Source organism: Variovorax sp. GW821-FHT09B01 (genome assembly GCF_059418345.1).
This window is the reverse complement of record NZ_JBWKPQ010000014.1, coordinates 14,696-30,344: the sequence shown is the minus strand read 5'-3', so window position 1 is coordinate 30,344 and position 15,649 is coordinate 14,696. Positions and strand designations below refer to the sequence as shown.

14 protein-coding genes are annotated in these 15,649 nt (G+C 69.4%); 2 read left to right on the top strand and 12 right to left on the bottom strand.

The genetic code is table 11. The features are described 5' to 3' along the window. A complete protein-coding gene (locus tag AC07RV_RS29850) occupies window positions 1-2,013 on the top strand; it encodes a lipoxygenase family protein (protein WP_296780644.1) in 2,013 nt (670 codons plus the stop codon). A gap of 12 nt (window positions 2,014-2,025) precedes the next feature. Here AC07RV_RS29850 and AC07RV_RS29845 read toward each other — a convergent pair whose 3' ends face one another. From AC07RV_RS29845 to AC07RV_RS29790, 12 genes are all read right to left on the bottom strand, one after another. Next, window positions 2,026-3,267, bottom strand: a complete 1,242-nt coding sequence (locus AC07RV_RS29845; protein WP_296780639.1) for a pyridoxal phosphate-dependent decarboxylase family protein — start codon at window positions 3,265-3,267, stop codon at window positions 2,026-2,028. 7 nt (window positions 3,268-3,274) lie between these two features. Continuing rightward, window positions 3,275-4,090 (bottom strand): ABC transporter permease, encoded by an 816-nt coding sequence (locus tag AC07RV_RS29840; RefSeq protein WP_296780635.1) that lies wholly within the window; start codon window positions 4,088-4,090, stop codon window positions 3,275-3,277. Then, entirely contained in the window at window positions 4,087-4,902 is an 816-nt protein-coding gene (locus tag AC07RV_RS29835; protein ID WP_296780632.1) for an ABC transporter ATP-binding protein, read from the bottom strand. The genes AC07RV_RS29840 and AC07RV_RS29835 overlap by 4 nt, the downstream gene beginning before the upstream one ends. A 4-nt stretch (window positions 4,903-4,906) precedes the next feature. Next, window positions 4,907-5,950, bottom strand: coding sequence for a taurine ABC transporter substrate-binding protein (locus tag AC07RV_RS29830; protein ID WP_296780629.1), 1,044 nt, complete (start codon window positions 5,948-5,950; stop codon window positions 4,907-4,909). A gap of 118 nt (window positions 5,951-6,068) precedes the next feature. Next, window positions 6,069-6,809 carry a GntR family transcriptional regulator gene (locus tag AC07RV_RS29825; protein ID WP_296780626.1) on the bottom strand — a complete coding sequence of 247 codons (741 nt, stop codon included), beginning with the start codon at window positions 6,807-6,809 and terminating at the stop codon, window positions 6,069-6,071. Window positions 6,810-6,876: 67 nt separating this feature from the next. After that, a complete protein-coding gene (locus tag AC07RV_RS29820; protein ID WP_208512520.1) occupies window positions 6,877-8,139 on the bottom strand; it encodes an MFS transporter in 1,263 nt (420 codons plus the stop codon). Between the two features lie 126 nt (window positions 8,140-8,265). Then, window positions 8,266-8,400 carry a hypothetical protein gene (locus tag AC07RV_RS29815; RefSeq protein ID WP_296780622.1) on the bottom strand — a complete coding sequence of 45 codons (135 nt, stop codon included), beginning with the start codon at window positions 8,398-8,400 and terminating at the stop codon, window positions 8,266-8,268. A 179-nt stretch (window positions 8,401-8,579) separates the two neighbouring features. Continuing rightward, window positions 8,580-9,404: a phosphonoacetaldehyde hydrolase gene (gene phnX / locus AC07RV_RS29810; protein ID WP_296780619.1), complete on the bottom strand. Its 825-nt coding sequence runs from the start codon at window positions 9,402-9,404 to the stop codon at window positions 8,580-8,582. 30 nt (window positions 9,405-9,434) lie between these two features. Then, the gene (locus AC07RV_RS29805) at window positions 9,435-10,568 is read right to left on the bottom strand and encodes a TIGR03364 family FAD-dependent oxidoreductase (RefSeq protein ID WP_296780616.1); all 1,134 of its coding nucleotides are present in this window, start codon (window positions 10,566-10,568) and stop codon (window positions 9,435-9,437) included. After that, window positions 10,565-12,280 carry a putative 2-aminoethylphosphonate ABC transporter permease subunit gene (locus tag AC07RV_RS29800; protein WP_296780614.1) on the bottom strand — a complete coding sequence of 572 codons (1,716 nt, stop codon included), beginning with the start codon at window positions 12,278-12,280 and terminating at the stop codon, window positions 10,565-10,567. The genes AC07RV_RS29805 and AC07RV_RS29800 overlap by 4 nt, the downstream gene beginning before the upstream one ends. A 296-nt stretch (window positions 12,281-12,576) precedes the next feature. After that, a complete protein-coding gene (locus AC07RV_RS29795) occupies window positions 12,577-13,653 on the bottom strand; it encodes an ABC transporter ATP-binding protein (protein WP_093355393.1) in 1,077 nt (358 codons plus the stop codon). Between the two features lie 65 nt (window positions 13,654-13,718). Next, on the bottom strand, window positions 13,719-14,750 hold the full coding sequence (locus tag AC07RV_RS29790; protein ID WP_208512515.1) for a putative 2-aminoethylphosphonate ABC transporter substrate-binding protein: 1,032 nt from the start codon (window positions 14,748-14,750) through the stop codon (window positions 13,719-13,721). Window positions 14,751-14,993: 243 nt separating this feature from the next. Between AC07RV_RS29790 and AC07RV_RS29785 the strand changes: the two genes are divergently transcribed. Then, on the top strand, window positions 14,994-15,560 hold the full coding sequence (locus AC07RV_RS29785; protein ID WP_296780607.1) for a phosphonate degradation HD-domain oxygenase: 567 nt from the start codon (window positions 14,994-14,996) through the stop codon (window positions 15,558-15,560). Window positions 15,561-15,649 lie beyond the last annotated feature (89 nt).

Genomic DNA, 15,649 nt, shown 5'->3' with positions numbered 1-15,649 from the left:
ATGAAACGCAGAGAACTCCTCAAGGGCGCGGCCGCGGCCGGCACCGCGGCCGGATTCGGCAGCCTGCTGGCCGGCGCGCCATCCACCGCCTCGGCCGCGCTGCCGGTGCCCAGGCCCACCTTGCCGCAGAAGATCGATCCGATCAGCGCCACCTTGCGCCGGCTCGAACTGGTGAGCCGGCAGGCCACCTACCTCTGGACCGAATCGCACCTCAACCTCGCGGGAGTGCCGATGGGCACGGTCGTGCCGCCCGCCGAACTGCCGGCGCTCGAGCACCAGTTGCTGACCTTGTCGCGCGCACTCGAGGCGGCCGTGAACTTCGCGGCCTCCTTCGCCACCAGCCCGCTCGCCAGCGGCAGCCTGCAGACGCTCGACAACCTGCGCACGCGGCTTTCGAGCCTTCAGGCCAGCTTCGCGCAGCTGCTGTCGCAGAACGCCGGCCTGCTCACGCTGCCGGCCGCGGCACTCGCCTTGCTGGGCACGCTGACCGGCACCGCGGGCGACATCGCCACGCAGTTGCGACAGGTGCACCACGACCTGATGACCCAGGGCCTGCTCGGCGGGCCGCGCACCGTGGCGCAGTACGACGCGCTGTTCGCGACCATCGAGAAGCCGTCGATCGCGCAGGTCTTCCGCGACAACGCGCTGTTCGCCTGGATGCGCGTGGCTGGCCCGAACCCGATGCTGATCCGCAAGGCCAGCGTGCTGCCCTCGAAGTTCCCGCTGACCGACGCGCAGTACCGGCAGGCCATGGGCAACGCCGACAGCCTCGCCGACGCGGCCGCCGAGGGCCGCCTCTACCTGCTCGACTACGAGGGCCTGGGCGACATGGCGCCCACGGGCCCGGTGACCAAGCCGCTGACCGGCACCGCCTATGTCTTCATGCCGATCGCGCTGTTCGCGCGGCCCAAGGCGGGCCGTTCGTTGGTGCCCGTGGCCATCCAGTGCGGCCAGAACCCGGCGCAGCATCCGATCTTCCTGCGCGTGGACGACGCCTCGAACGCCGAGGCCTACTGGGCCTGGCAGTCGGCCAAGACCACGGTGCAGGTGGCCGACTTCAACTACCACGAGATGTTCGTGCACCTGGGCCGCACGCACCTGATGTCGGAGGCCTTCGCGATGGCCACGCAGCGCCAGCTCGCGACCGCGCATCCGCTGAGCCGCCTGCTGTCGCCGCACCTCGAAGGCGCGATGTTCATCAACGAGGCGGCCACGCTGATCATCATGGCGCCGCTGACCACGGGCGACGGCATCCTCGCGGCGCCGATCGAGACCCTGCAGCGCGAGTGCGGCCGCGACCGCCTGGCCTACGACTTCCAGGCCAACCTGATGCTGCCCGACGAACTGCGCGCGCGCGGCGTCGACAACCCGAACGAGCTGCCCGAATACCCGTACCGCGACGACGCGCTGCTGCTGTGGAACGCGATCGCGCAATGGGTAGGCGACTACGTCGCGACCTACTACCTCAGCGACACCGACGTGAGCGGCGACCACGAGCTGCAGGCCTGGGCCATCGACCTCTCGACCCACGGCAAGGTGAAGGGGCTGCCCGTCATTTCCACGCGCGCCAGGCTGGCCGACGTGATCACGGCCATCGTCTTCAACACCAGCGCGCAGCATGCGGCCGTGAACTTCCCGCAGCTCTCGGTGATGACCTATGCGCCCTTCAGCGCGGGCATGTCCGGCACGCCGGCGCCCGCCTCGACGGCCGGCCAGTCGGAGGCCACCTGGTCGCAGATGCTGCCCGCGCGGCTCGCGGCGCAGGAGCAGATCCTGCTGTTCCACATCCTCGGCGGCGTCTACTACCGGCCGCTCGGCGAGTACAAGGACAACGCCTTTCCGCACCTGCCGGTGCTGATCGATCCCGCGATCGCGGGCCAGGGCGGGCCGCTCGAGCGCTTCCGCGCGGCACTGGCGAACATCGAGGCGACGATCAGGCAGCGCAACACCACGCGCTCGCGGCCTTACGAGCACCTGCTGCCGAGCCGGATTCCCTCGAGCACGAACATCTGAATCGGGGGCGGCTCAGTACTCCGCCTTCACCGCGCTCGCCGCGCCGCTCGCCAAGGTCGCCGGATCCTCCAGCACCGCCGCCACGTCGCTCAGGTACTGCCCCACCACCGGCTCGTGCGTGAGGTTCAGCATGTGGTGGATGCCGTCGGGGTTCTTCACGTAGCCCACGGTCCAGCCGCGTGCGCCGAGGCCGCGACCGATGGCGCCCATGTCGCGTTCGGGCGAGCCGAAGGCGAAGATCGACAACTCGGGCCGGCCCAGCGTGGGCAGGCCCAGCGCATCGAGGCCTTGCTGCATCGCGCGCCGCGTCGCGAGCACGCGCTCGGTCACGCGCAGATAGCCCGCATGGCCCAGGTAGTTCATCACCGCCCAGGCCGCGGCGATGGCGCCGCCCGCGCGCGTGCCCACCAGCGTGTGGGTGAAGTACTGGCCGCGCGGCCAGTCGTCGAAGTAGTAGCCCATCAGCGCGAAGGCCTCGGGATCGGCGAAGAACAGGGTCGAGGCGCCCTTGGCGGTGTAGCCGTACTTGTGCAGGTCGGCCGAGATCGAGGTCACGCCCTCGACCGCGAAATCGAAGTCGGGAATGTCGGCGCCGAGCTCGCGCGCGAACGGCGCGAAGTAGCCGCCCACGCAGGCATCGACATGCATCCAGCAGCCGTGCTCGCGCGCCAGTGCCGCGATCTCGGGAATGGGATCGACCACGCCGTGCGGAAAGGCCGGCGCCGAGCCCACCACCATCGCGGTGTCGGGCGTGAAGGCGGCGCGCATCGCCGCCGGGTCGGCGCGGAAGTCGGCCGCCAGCGGCGTGCGCACCGGCACCAGGCCGAGGAAGTGCGCGGCCTTGTCGAAGGCCGGGTGCGCGCTCCGCGGCATCAGGATCTCGGGCTTGGCCATGCCGGGGCGCCGCGCCAGCGCGCGGTCGCGCGCGCACTTGACCGCGAGGAAGATGCTCTCGGTGCCGCCGGTGGTCATGGCGCCGCGCGACTCGGCACCGCCATGCAGCAGCGAAAGGCCCATCTCCACCACCTCGCGCTCGAAGGTCGCGAGGCTCGCGAAGGCGCGCGGGCCCAGGCCGTTCTCGGAGAAGTACATCAGGTAGGCCTTCTTGGCCACCTCGAGCACGTCCTCGCCCGCATAGTGGATGAACATCGGCACGCGGCCGTTGCGCCAGTCGGCGTCGCCGCGGCCGGCTTCCTCGAGCCGCCGCTGCAGCTCGGGCCAGGACGCGCCTTGCTCGGGGAGTGTCAGTGCCATGGTCGCTTCATCCTTCCTTGCCGCCCCAGTGGACGACCTTGTTTTCGAGCGCCCGCGCCAGCAGGTCGAGCAGGTAGCCGAGGATCGCCATGATCAGCGCGCCGACGATCACGACGTTGGTGAGCAGGAAGTCGGAGGCCGACATCGCCATGTAGGCGATGCCCGCGTTGGTGGCGATCATCTCGGCGCCCACCAGCATGGTCACGCCCAGGCCGATGCTCACGCGGATGCCGGTGAAGATGCCCGGCAGGCTGGCCGGGAAGATCACGCGCCGGAAGATCATGGTGCGCGAGGCGCCGAGCGCCATCGCGGCCTGCACCTTGCGCCGGCCCACCGCGCGCACCGCCTGCATGGCGCTGATCGAGAGGATCGGGAACAGCGCGAGCACGATGATCACGATCTTCGAGACCTCGCCGATGCCGAACCAGATGATCAAGAGCGGCAGCAGCGCGAGCTTGGGCATCGGCCGCGTGATCTCGATCGGCGGATCGAGCAGCGCCTTCACGGTCTCGTTCATGCCCATCCACAGCCCCAGCGGCACCGCCACCAGCACCGTGAGCCCGAAGGCCACGCCGAAGCGGAACAGGCTGATGCCCAGGTGGTGCGCGAGCGTCTTGCCCTGGTAGCCGTTCTGCATGAGCTGGAGGAAGGTGTTCCATACCGACATCGGCGAAGGCAGGAACAGCGGCGCGACCAGCGGCTGGTCGCCCACGATCGGCACGGTGATCAGCAGCCACAGCACGAACAGCGCGGCGAAGGAGCCGAGGTTGATCCAGCGCGCGCGGCCGCGGGCGCCGTTCGGCCGGTTCGGTGCGGCGCTCATCGCTGCGCCTCCTGGTGCTGCGCGGCCAGCGCCTCCTCGCGCAGCAGGCCGAAGATCTCGGCCTTCATGCGCGCGAACTCGGCGCTCGCGACCACGGCCGGATCGTCGCTCTGCGCGAAGCCGGGATGAAACTTCGCCTTGATGCGGCCCGGGCGTGCCGACATCACGACGATCTCGGTCGCGAGGAACAGCGCCTCGTCGATGCTGTGGGTGATCCACAGCACGGTCTTGCGCGTCTCGTGCCAGATGCGCTTGATCTCCTCCTGCAGCAGCTCGCGCGTCTGCGCGTCGAGCGCGGCGAAGGGCTCGTCCATCAGCAGGATCTCGGGCGAATTGGCGAGCGCGCGCGCAATGCCCACGCGCTGCTGCATGCCGCCCGAGAGCTCGTAGGGATAGCGCCTGGCAAAGCTCGAGAGGCCGACCATCTCGAGGTACTGCGAAGCGATGCGCGTGGCTTCGGCGGCCGACTTGCCCGTGGCCAGCGGCCCGAAGGCCACGTTGTCGATCACGCGCATCCAGGTGAACAGCGCGCCCTGCTGGAACACCACGCCGCGGCGCGGATCGGGGCCGCGCACCGGCTGGCCGTCCATCAGCACGCGACCGGCCGTGGGCTGCTCGAAGCCCGCGAGGATGTTCAGCAGCGTGCTCTTGCCGCAGCCCGAGGGGCCGAGCAGGCAGGTGAAGGCGCCCTCGGCGATGTCGAGCGTGATCGGCTCCAGCGCCTGCACCGCGTCGGGGCCATCGCCGAAGCGCTTGGAGACTTCCTCGAAACGGACCTTGGGCGTGCCCGCCTGCTGCGGTGGCAGTCCCATGGCCTCAGGCGGCCATCTTGGCGACGAAGCTCGAATCGACGAGCCCGCTCAGGTCCTTCGGCATGGCCGAGATCTGCGCCGACTCCAGGAGGAACTGCGCCTGCGTCTGCAAGGTCTTGAGCACGCCCGTGTCCTTCTCGCCGGGCTTGCCCATCCAGTGGCTCTGCAGCTGCTCGCGCGCGGGCACCGGGTAGAAGGTGTTGAGCGAGCGCATCACCGCGGCCTCGTCGACGTTGAGGAACTTGGTCATGGTCTCGACCACTTCCTTCGGTTCCTGCTTGAAGGTGCGCGCGATCTGCTCGTAGTCCTTGAGGAAGGCCAGCACCAGGTCGGGCGACTTCTGCTTGAACTCGTCGCGCACCAGCAGGCCGTCGAAGATCAGCAGGTTGTTCTTGTTGAGGTCGCCGGTCTTGAAGATGATCTTGCCGCCGTCGTCGGTCAGGCGCGGCAGCACCGGCACCCAGATGTAGCTGGCATCGATCTCGCGGCGCTGCCAGGCCGAGGCGATCTGGTCGGCGCGCATGTTGATGAGCTGCACGTCCGCCAGGCCGATGCCCGCGGTCTTGAGCGCCGCCACCGCCGCGAAGTGCACCGAGGTGTTGAACGGCAGGCCGATCTTCTTGCCCTTGAGCCCCGCCACCGTGGTGATGCCCGAGTTGCCCTGCACCACCAGGCATTCGCTGTCGACGATGTTCTTGTAGACGTAGACCATCGAGGCCTTCAGCCCGTTGGCATAGCCGACCATCATCGGGCTGGAGCCGATGTTGCACATGTCGAGGCTGCCGCCGGCCATGGCCGCGATCACCTCGGAGCCCGCGCGCACGGTCACGAAGTCGGCGCTGGTGCCGGCGCCGAAGGTCTTGGCCGCCATGTTCTTCGCGCGGATGTAGTTCTGCGCATCGATGGCGCCGAAGGTGCCGAGCTTGACCGAGCGCGCCTGCGCGGCGGCCGGGCCCGAGGCCCCGAGCAGCAGCGAGCCGGCGGAAGAGGCCAGCAGCATGTGGGCGCTGGCCAGGTGGAACTCGCGGCGGGAGAGATTCAACTTCATGCGACGGCCTTTCTTCGAACAGACGAAGGAACTGGAGCCCCGGCAACGAGGCCTTGGGCCGCACTTTAGGCGATCAGAATATATTCTGTCTACGCAAAAACCCGCGCCAGCCGCTTTTTCAGGGCTTGAGCAGGCGGATCAGGTAGCGCGAGCCGTGCGTCAGGTCGTCGCGCATCGCCTGCCCGAGCGCGTCGCCGTCGCGCCGGCGCAGCGCGTCCATCGCGGTCAGATGCGTCTCGTGGCCCGTGAGACTGCCGCAGTACTGCGGGAACAGCAGGTTGAGCGTGGGGCCGACGCGCAACCACAGGCTCTCGATGATGCGGATCAGGATGGCCTGGCCCGAGGCTCGATATATCGAGAGATGGAATTCGGTGTTCTCGAGCAAGGTGCGATGGGCGTCGCCGGCCTGGATGGCCGCCAGGTGCGCCTGCACCACGCCGTCGAGGCGCTCGATCTCGTCGTTCGAGATGCGCGGCGCGGCCTCCTTGGCGGCCAGGCATTCGAGCTCCATGCGGATCTTGAGGATCTCGCGGTAGGTCTCGACGTCGAGGCGCGGCACGCGGATGGTGCGGCCGTTGACCACCTCGAGCCCGTGCTCCACCACCAGCCGCTGCACCGCCTCGCGCACCGGCGTCAGGCTCACGCCCTGGCTCTCGGCCACGCCGCGCACGGTCAGCACCTGCTCGGGCAGCAGCGCGCCGGTCATCAGCGATTGGCGCAGCCGCTGGTAGACCTGGTCGGTCAGCGTGTCGGCGCGCGTGCCCTGCCCCTCGTCGCGCAACGCCGGTTCCGCATGGGCGGCACGGCGCGCGCGCGGACGGACCTCGGGTCGGCGGGCGGTGGGCTTGGAGGCGGGCATCGGGGGTCGGCTCGGTGGGATTGTGGCTTGAATATACTCTGCCGCCTCCAGCCGCCCGGGCGCTGGCTCAGGCCGGCGCGACGCGGCGGCCGCGCCCCATGACGCGGTAGAGCAGGAAGGCCGCGATCGAGACGTTGACGAGGTTCCAGGCGATCCCGTTGAGGAAGGCCGCGTGGTAGCTGCCCGTGAGGTCGAACACCTTGCCCGACATCCAGCCGCCGAGCGCCATGCCGAACAGCGTGAACATCAGCACCGTGCCCACGCGCGCGCCCGCCTCGGAGGCCGGGAAGTGCTCGCGCACGATGATCGCGTACGAGGGCACGATGCCGCCCTGGAACAGGCCGAACAGCGCCGACACCACGTACAGCGGCACCAGCCCGTCGAAGGGCAGGAACAGCAGCAGCGCCACGCACTGCAGCGCGCCGCCGAGCAGCAGCGTGCGCAGCCCGCCGATGCGGTCGCAGATGGCGCCCGACACCAGCCGACTCACCACGCCGAAGGCCAGCATCAGCGAGAGCATCTGCGCGCCGCGCGCGGCGCCGAAGCCGAGGTCGCTGCAGTAGGCCACGATGTGCACCTGCGGCATCGCCATCGCCACGCAGCAGGCCACGCCCGCCACGCACAGCAGGCCCTGCGCCGTGCCGGCGCTGAAGCCGAAGGGCCGCGCGAGGTTGCGCACCGCGGCGCCACCGGGGCCCGCCACGGGCGGCGTGGCCACCGCGGCCGGCGCACGCGCGCGGAAGAAGAAGGCCAGCGCCACCATCGTGACGCTGCAGAACAGGCCCATGCCGATGTAGGTCTGGCGCCAGCCCACGGTCTCGATGAAGTGCTGCACGATCGGCGGCCACACCGCGCCCGCCACGTAGTTGCCGCTGGCGCAGATCGCCACCGCGATGCCGCGCCGCTTGACGAACCACAGCGAGGTGTCGGCCACCAGCGGCGCGAAGGCCACCGAGCTGCCGAGCAGGCCGACCAGCAGGGTCTGGGCGATGGTGAAGGAGACGATGCCGCCCGCGAGGCCCGAGGCGACGTAGCCGAGCCCGAGGCAGACCGCGCCGCCGAGCAGCGGCCACATCATGCCGAAGCGGTCGGCCAGCTTGCCCATGAGAACGCCGCCGATGCCGAAGCCCAGCATCAGCAGCGTGTAGGGCAGCGAGGCCTGCGCGCGGTCGATGCCGAACTCGGCCTGCACCGAGGGCAGCATCACCGACACCACGTACATGCCGCTGCTGCCGACGGTCATGATCAGCAGCGTGAGGCCGAGCCGCACCATGGCGTAGCGCGAATCGGGCTGGTGGGAGGGGTGGCGTGCGGCGAGCGTCTCCGTCATCGTTCTCTTTCTTGTCTTGCATGCGTCCGTCGGGAAGACGGCGAGGTCGAGCATACAAGGCAAGCCGCGCCGGCGCACGAGCGCCCCGCGCCGCGCGTCGGCGGCGCCGCCATGCGCCGGTGCGCGTCAGGTCAGCGACGGCGCGACGAGCGGCTGCGCGGCCGAGGCCTTGGGCATCGGACCGCCCGGCCTGGGCTTGTCGTCGCAGCCGGCGGCCATCAGGCCGAGGCAGCAGCAGAGTGCGAGGAGGAGGTGTCGCATGCGAGGCATGCTAGGACCGCTGGGGGTGCGGTCAAGTCGGACGCTGCGCCGATTGGGATGTCGTCTTGCTCCTTCCCCCTCTGGGGGAAGGTGGGGATGGGGGCAAGCGGCGCATCGTGCGGAGGCTGCGTGCCCCCCACCCCGGCCCTCCCCCAGCGGGGGAGGGAGAAAAAAAAAACTCAGCGCGCGGGCCGCTCGCCGGCCGCGAGGCGGCGCTCGATGTCGTCGAGCACCGGCATGAGCTCGGCCACGCTGTCGATCACATAGTGGGCGCCGGCCGCCTTCAGCTGCTCGGTGGCCTGCTCGCGGCGTGCCTGCTGCTCGTCGGCGCCGAGCGCCTGCCATTCGGCCAGGGTCAGCCCCATCACGTTGCCGCTGACCGCGAGGCCCACGGCCCAGGTGCCGGCGTTCAGGCCTTCCTCGAGGCCCACGCCGGTGTCGTCGACCTTCACCACGGCGTGGGCCGGCCACACGCCGAGGTCGGCGAAGCAGCGGTACATCATCAACGGCGAAGGCCGGCCGGCCGCGAGGTCGCCCGCGCACACGAGGTTGTCGGGCACATAGCCGCCCTGCGCGGCGATGGCCGTGACCACCTCCATGATCGGGCGGTTGTAGCCGGTGGTCGAGCCGATCTTCAGGCCGCGCGCACGCGCGGCGGCCACGGCGTCGAGCGCGCCCGGGATGAAGTCGGCATGGTCGCGCGCGCTCGCGGCATTCATCGGCGTGAACACCTCGTAGAGCCGGTCGACGTCGGCATCGTTGAAGGCATGGCCATGCTTCGCCTCCCACTGCGCGGCGATGCGCGGCTGCGAGCCCAGCGCCTTGATGTGGTCCCACTTGGCCATGCCCATCGGGCCGCGCGCCTCGGCGATGGTGATCTCGATGCCGAACTGCTCGAACAGCTTCACGAAGGCGCCCATGGGCGCGCAGGAGCCGAAGTCGAGGATGGTGCCGGCCCAGTCGAAGACGACGGCCTGGAGTTTCGGGGAATGCAGATCGGACATGGCGAAGTTTGGTTCAGGAGAAATGGGATGTCACCAGCCGGCGAACACGTCGTGCGCGATGCCGAAGCCGGTGCTGGCGCCGGTGCCGCTGGTGACCAGCACCACGCGGGTCGCGTCGTCGGGCGCGTCGATCACGCAGGGCGTGGTCTTCGAGGAGGGATAGACGCCGTTCCAGCGCTCGATGATCTGCGCGCTCTCGAGGTCGAGCGTGCTGCGCAGGTGGCGCAGGATCAGGCGGTCGACCTCCTCCAGCGCGAAGGGCTCGGGCGCGGCGGCGTAGTGGTGCGAATCGCCGACCACCAGCGAGCCGTCGGCGCTCTGCACCACGATCAGGTGGATGCCGTGCGCGAGCGAAGCGGCCTCTTCCTGCTGCAGGCGCTCGCGCAGCGCGGCCGCCTCGGGCAGCGTGCTGTAGCCCTCGTAGCGCACCAGGCTCAGGTCCATCATCACCGCGCCCGGCAGCCGGAAGCCGGCCTCGGGCTGCACGCGCAGCATCTGCAGCCGGCACAGGGTGAGGTCGTGGGCCGCGATGCGATCGGCGAACAGGCCATGCAGTTCGCTGTTGGTGCAGACCACCACGCGCTCGGCATGCAGCTCGCCGCGCGAGGTGCGCACGCGCGGCGTCTGCACTTCGAGCACCGCCTCGCCGAAGCGGAAGCTCACGCCGTGCGCGCGCGCCAGCCAGGTGGCGAGCCGGGCGATCGCGGTGCGCGATTCCACGCGCAGCTCGTGCGGGCTGAACAGCACCGAACGCGCCTCGGCCAGGTGCAGCGCGGGCGCCTTGGCCTGGGCCTCGGCGGCGTCGATGAGCTGGCAGGCCTCGCCCATGGGCGTGCGCATGAAGGCCTCGAGCACCGCATGCGCCTCGGGCCGGTAGGCCGCGAGCCACAGGTGGCGATGCACGATGTCGATGTCGGCCTGCGGCGCGATCTCCTGCCACACGTCGCGCGAATGCATGGCGCGGCGCCAGCTGTCGCCCGGCGCCTGGCCGGTCACGGTGATGAAGCCGAAGTTGCGGATCGAGGCGCCGATGCAGGCGGCGTCGCGTTCGACCACGCAGACCCGCAGGCCGCGCCTGGCGGCGGTGTAGGCGTGCGCGAGGCCGACGATGCCGGCGCCGACGACGATGACGTCGAAGGAGGAAGAGTTGGGAGCGGCGGTCAACGGTGTCTCCAGGCTTGGGTGCGCGCGAGCGCCCAGTGGCCGGCCAGCGCGAACAGGCCGCGGCCGGCGGCGGCCGTGAGCATGATCAGCGAGGCCATGGCCGCGGCGGGCGCCACGTCGCCGGCATCGTCCATGTTGAGCACGGCGATGGCGGCCAGCGTGGTCTGCGGCGAATAGAGGAACACGACGGCCGAGACGGTGGTCATCGCGTTGACGAAGAAATAGCCGCCGACGTTGAGCACCGTGGGCAGCGCGACCGGCAGGTGCACGCGCCACAGGGTGCGCCAGAACGGGATGCCCATCGATTCGGAGACCAGCTCGTACTCGCGGTCGAGCTGGCGCAACGCGGTCAGCGAGGTGAGGTGCGCGACCGAGAAGAAGTGGGCCACGGTGCAGACCACGAGGATGGTCATGCTGCCGTAGATGGCGCGCAGCGGGTTCGAGGGCGAGATGAAGAAGAAGATGTAGCCCACGCCGAGCACCAGGCCCGGCACCGCGAGCGGCAGGTTGGCCAGCAGGTTCAGCAGTTCGCGCAGCAGGCCGAAGTGGCGCGGCTTCTCGACCAGGTAGGCCGACACGAAGGTGAGGAGCGCGCCCGCCACGGCGGCGCAGACCGCGAGCCGCAGCGAGTTGAAGTAGCTGCCCCAGCCGCCGCCGTCCATGTTGCTGAAGTCGTAGTTCTTCAGCGAGGGCGCGAGCTGGTAGGGCCAGTAGGTGGCGAGCGAGGCGAACACGGCCATGCCGATCATCACGAGGATGGCGCAAGCCGTGAGCGCGCAGAACACGAGCAGCGCGCGGTCGCGCGTGCGCACGGGCTCGGGCTGGTAGGGCGTGGCGCGCGCCGACAGCGCCGCGGCCTGCTTGCGACGCACATGGCGTTCGACCAGGAAGGACAGCACGGCCGGGATCAGCAGCACGAAGCCCACCACCGCGCCCATCTGGAAGTTCTGCTGCCCGACCACCTGCTTGTAGATGTCGGTCGCGAGCACGCCGGTCTGGCCGCCCACCACCTTGGGCACGCCGAAGTCGGTGATCACCAGCACGAACACCACCATCGCGGCCACGATCAGCCCGTAGCGCGTGGACGGCAAGGTGACGGTGCGGAACATGCGCCAGCGCGAAGCACCGAGCGTCTGCGCGGCTTCGTAGAGGCGGCCGTCGGAGGTCGCCATCGCGGTGGTGAGGATCAGCAGCGCATGCGGCAGGGTCCAGAACACCGAGCCCAGCACGATGCCCAGCGGACCGTAGATGGACGCCCCACCGAGCAGGCCCTTGAACAGGCCCTGGTTGCCGAACAGGTAGACCAGGCTGATGGCGGGCAGCAGCGAGGGCGCGAGCAACGGTATCAGCGCAACGGCGCGCAGCACGCCCTTGGCCGGCATGCACGAGAGCGTGAGGCCATACGCGTAGACGTAGGCGATGGCGGTGCAGATCACGGCGCTGATCGCGGCCAGCCAGAGGCTGTTGAAGGCGGACTGGACCAGGGCGGGGTTGTCGAGGTAGCGCGCGAAGTTGGCCAGGCCCACGAAGCCGCCCTCGCGGTCGAAGAAGCTCTGGCCCACGAGTGCGCTGACCGGGAAGGCGACGATGACCAGCAGCAATGCGACGACGAGCAGTACTGCGGCGCCGGTGAGCCAGCGTTCGCGGTCTACGGCGTTGGCGCGTATCGGCGCTGCGGGGATTACTGCAATGGCTTCTTGGGTGCTGCTCATTTTGATTGTCCGGGGCGCGTGCACAGGACAGCGGGTACTTCCCTCCGCGAATGTCCCCCGCCTTCGGCTCCTCCTTTATTTCGCTGCGGGAAGCACCCACTGCCCTGTGCACGGAGGCGCTGCAGTGGTGCCGGCCGATTCAGCCGCCGCGTCCCAGGCTCACGTCGATGGGGTACTCCCCGCAGCGAAATAAAGGAGGAGCCCGAAGGGCGGGGGACATTCGCGGAGGGGAGTACCCCGTCGGCGTGAGTCCGCCCCGAGCGGACCCTATCGAGAGCCAGAGCGCAAGGCGTCATTCAATGCGCCAGCACCGACAACGCATGCAAGGGCAACTGGATATGCACCATGCTGCTAGGCACCAGCGGCTCGCCGCCATGGCCTTGCGCATCGGCCGGCAGCTCGGCCTCGATCTCGATGCCCAGCGGCTCGCAGGCCAGGCGCGCGGCGGTGCGGTTGCCGAAGAACTCGGTGTCGAGCAGGCGCGCCGCGAAGCTGTTGGCGCCGAGCTCGGCACCGAAGCGCTTCACCACCACGTGCTCGGGACGGATGCCCACGGTGGCCTGCGAACCCACGCTGAGGTTGCCGGGGGCGCAGAACAGCTCGGCGTCGCGCACGCGCACCTTGCCGTCGGCCAGCACCGTGGCCGGCAGCATGTTCATGCGGCCGACGAAGCCCGCCACGAAACGCGTGCGCGGCTGGCGGTAGAGCTCGTCGGGCGTGCCGGCCTGCTCGATGCGGCCGTCGTGCATCAGCACCACGCGGTCGGCCATCGAGAGTGCCTCTTCCTGGTCGTGCGTGACCATGATGGTGACGATGCCCAGGCGCTTCTGCAGCGCGCGGATCTCGGTGCGCAGGCTGGCGCGCACCTGCGCGTCGAGCGCCGACAGCGGCTCGTCGAGCAGCAGCAGGCGCGGATTGGGCGCGAGCGCGCGGGCCAGCGCCACGCGCTGCTGCTGGCCGCCCGAGAGTTGTACCGGGTACTTGTCGGCATGCGCCGCCAGGCCCACCAGGTCGAGCATCTCGCGCGAACGCTTGGCCATCTCGCGCGCCAGCGCGCCCGTCGGATGCAGGCCGTAGGCGATGTTCTGCGCCGCCGTCAGGTTGGGGAACAGCGCATACGACTGGAACACCACCCCGAAGCCGCGCGCCGCCGGCGGCAGGCCCGCGATGTCCTGGCCGCCGAGCAGGATCTGCCCGTGGTCCGCGCGCTCGATGCCGCAGACGATGCGCAGCAAGGTCGTCTTGCCGCAGCCCGAGGGGCCGAGCAGGCAAACGAACTCGCCCGGTTCGATGTCGAGGTCGATGCCGTCGAGCACGCGCGTCGCGCCGAAGGACTTGCCGATGCCGCGGAGGGAAAGAAAGCTCGTCGTCATGCGCGGCTGCCTGCTGGAAGAGAAGAAGAAAAAAGGAAAGAGGAATGCGAAGAGCCGTCAGCCCCTCACATCGGCTTCTTCTCGGACTTCGATTCGTAGCGCTTGGACCACTCGGCCAGGATGCGGTCGCGGTTCGCGGCGGCCCAGGTGAAGTCGTTCTTGGCCAGCAGCTTCTCCACGTCGCCCGGCACGAATTCCAGTTTTTCCTGGATGCCCGGCAGCGCCAGCACCGCGAAGTTCTTCGCATAGAGCTCGTTGGCCTGCTTCGTCACGGCCCAGTCGGCCAGTGCCTTGGCGGCGTCCTGCTTCTTGCTGGTCTTGATGATGCCGGTGGCTTCCATGTCCCAGCCCAGGCCTTCCTTGGGCAGCACGATGTCGATCGGCGCGCCGTCGCGCTTGGTCTTGTTGGCGCGGTATTCGAAGGACATGCCGAGCGCGAACTCGCCAGCGCCGGCCTGGCGGCAGGGCTTGCTGCCCGACTGGCTGTAGATGCCGATGTTCTGGTGCAGCGCGTCCATGTACTTCCAGGCCTTGTCCTCGCCCATCATCTGGATCCATCCCGAGACCATCAGGTAGCCGGTGCCCGAGGCGGCCGGGTTGGGCATCGTGATCTGGCCCTTGTAGACCGGGTTCGTCAGATCGGCCCAGCTCGTGGGCTTGGGCAGGTTCTTCTTGGTCGCTTCGGCGGTGTTGAAGCAGATGGCCGAGGACCACACGTCCATGCCCACCCACTTGGGCGGATTGGCCGGATCGCGCATGGTGGGCTTCACCGCGTCGAGGCCCTTGGGCGCGTAGGGCTGCAGCATGCCTTCCTTGTCGAGCAGCATCAGCGAGGTGGCGGCCAGGCCCCACACCACGTCGGCCTGCGGGTTGGCCTTCTCGGCCAGCAGCTTGGCGGTGACGATGCCGGTGGAGTCGCGCACGAACTTCAGCTCGATGCTCGGGTTCTCCTTCTCGAACGCGGCCTTGTAGGCCTGCACCTGGTCGGCTTCGAGCGCGGTGTAGACCAGCAGCTCGGTGCGGCCCTGGGCGGTGGCGGCGAAGGCCAGCGAAAGCAGGGCGGGCACGGCGGCCCAGCGAAGACAACGACGCAGCATGGTGAGATCCCTCGGGAAAGAATTGGAGCGAAAAACGGGAGAAAAACGAAAACGCAACACGGTGGCGCAGGCCTGCCGTGGACGCGGCGATGCTGGCAGCGGCGTGTGACAGGGATTTGTCAAACGCATGCGTTGAGGCATGCCAAAACCCTTCCCGCGACCGGGCTCGCACGGGCGGTCACGGCCTTGTCATCGAGATCCGCGAACTTCGGTGTGCTGTCGCCCGCGCTTCGTTTCAGAACAATGACACTCGACCTCGCCGAGATCGCCCGCCTTTTTTCCGAACGCGGCGGCGTCGCCTATGCGGGCGAGCCGGTGTCGCAGGCCGAGCATGCGCTGCAATGCGCCTGGCTGGCCGAGCAGGCCGGGGCCGGCGACGCACTGGTCACGGCCGCGCTGCTGCACGACCTGGGCCACATGCTGATCACCGAGCACCAGACGCTCGAGCGCTCGCCGACCGAGCTCGGCATCGACGACCGCCACCAGTACATCGCGCTGCCGCTGCTGCGCGGCGCCTTCGGCCTCGAGGTGCGCGAACCGATCCGGCTGCACGTGGATGCCAAGCGCTACCTCTGCGCGACCCGGCCCGACTACTTCGCGCGGCTCTCGCCCGATTCGGTGCGCAGCCTGCAACTGCAGGGCGGGCCGATGAACGACGCGGCCGCGCGGCGCTTCGCCGACCATCCGTGGTCAGGCGATGCGATCCGGCTGCGGCTGTGGGACGAGGAAGCGAAGGTCGAAGACCTGAAGACGCCGCCGCTCTCGCATTTCCTGGCGACCGCGGCGCGCGTGATGCTGGATACCTACTGAGGGCGGCGCAGGCCGGTCGCATGCCGTACCGGCATGTTTCAGCCCGGTTTAAGAAACATTTGTCTACTATGGCCTCCTCACGATGACCG

Excerpts from the sequence above, each read along its gene's own strand:
- AC07RV_RS29850 (WP_296780644.1), top strand. The coding sequence starts at position 1 with ATGAAACGCAGAGAACTCCTCAAGGGCGCGGCCGCGGCCGGCACCGCG.
- AC07RV_RS29845 (WP_296780639.1), bottom strand. The coding sequence starts at position 3,267 with ATGGCACTGACACTCCCCGAGCAAGGCGCGTCCTGGCCCGAGCTGCAG.
- AC07RV_RS29840 (WP_296780635.1), bottom strand. The coding sequence starts at position 4,090 with ATGAGCGCCGCACCGAACCGGCCGAACGGCGCCCGCGGCCGCGCGCGC.
- AC07RV_RS29835 (WP_296780632.1), bottom strand. The coding sequence starts at position 4,902 with ATGGGACTGCCACCGCAGCAGGCGGGCACGCCCAAGGTCCGTTTCGAG.
- AC07RV_RS29830 (WP_296780629.1), bottom strand. The coding sequence starts at position 5,950 with ATGAAGTTGAATCTCTCCCGCCGCGAGTTCCACCTGGCCAGCGCCCAC.
- AC07RV_RS29825 (WP_296780626.1), bottom strand. The coding sequence starts at position 6,809 with ATGCCCGCCTCCAAGCCCACCGCCCGCCGACCCGAGGTCCGTCCGCGC.
- AC07RV_RS29820 (WP_208512520.1), bottom strand. The coding sequence starts at position 8,139 with ATGACGGAGACGCTCGCCGCACGCCACCCCTCCCACCAGCCCGATTCG.
- AC07RV_RS29815 (WP_296780622.1), bottom strand. The coding sequence starts at position 8,400 with ATGCGACACCTCCTCCTCGCACTCTGCTGCTGCCTCGGCCTGATGGCC.
- phnX (WP_296780619.1), bottom strand. The coding sequence starts at position 9,404 with ATGTCCGATCTGCATTCCCCGAAACTCCAGGCCGTCGTCTTCGACTGG.
- AC07RV_RS29800 (WP_296780614.1), bottom strand. The coding sequence starts at position 12,280 with ATGAGCAGCACCCAAGAAGCCATTGCAGTAATCCCCGCAGCGCCGATA.
- AC07RV_RS29795 (WP_093355393.1), bottom strand. The coding sequence starts at position 13,653 with ATGACGACGAGCTTTCTTTCCCTCCGCGGCATCGGCAAGTCCTTCGGC.
- AC07RV_RS29790 (WP_208512515.1), bottom strand. The coding sequence starts at position 14,750 with ATGCTGCGTCGTTGTCTTCGCTGGGCCGCCGTGCCCGCCCTGCTTTCG.
- AC07RV_RS29785 (WP_296780607.1), top strand. The coding sequence starts at position 14,994 with ATGACACTCGACCTCGCCGAGATCGCCCGCCTTTTTTCCGAACGCGGC.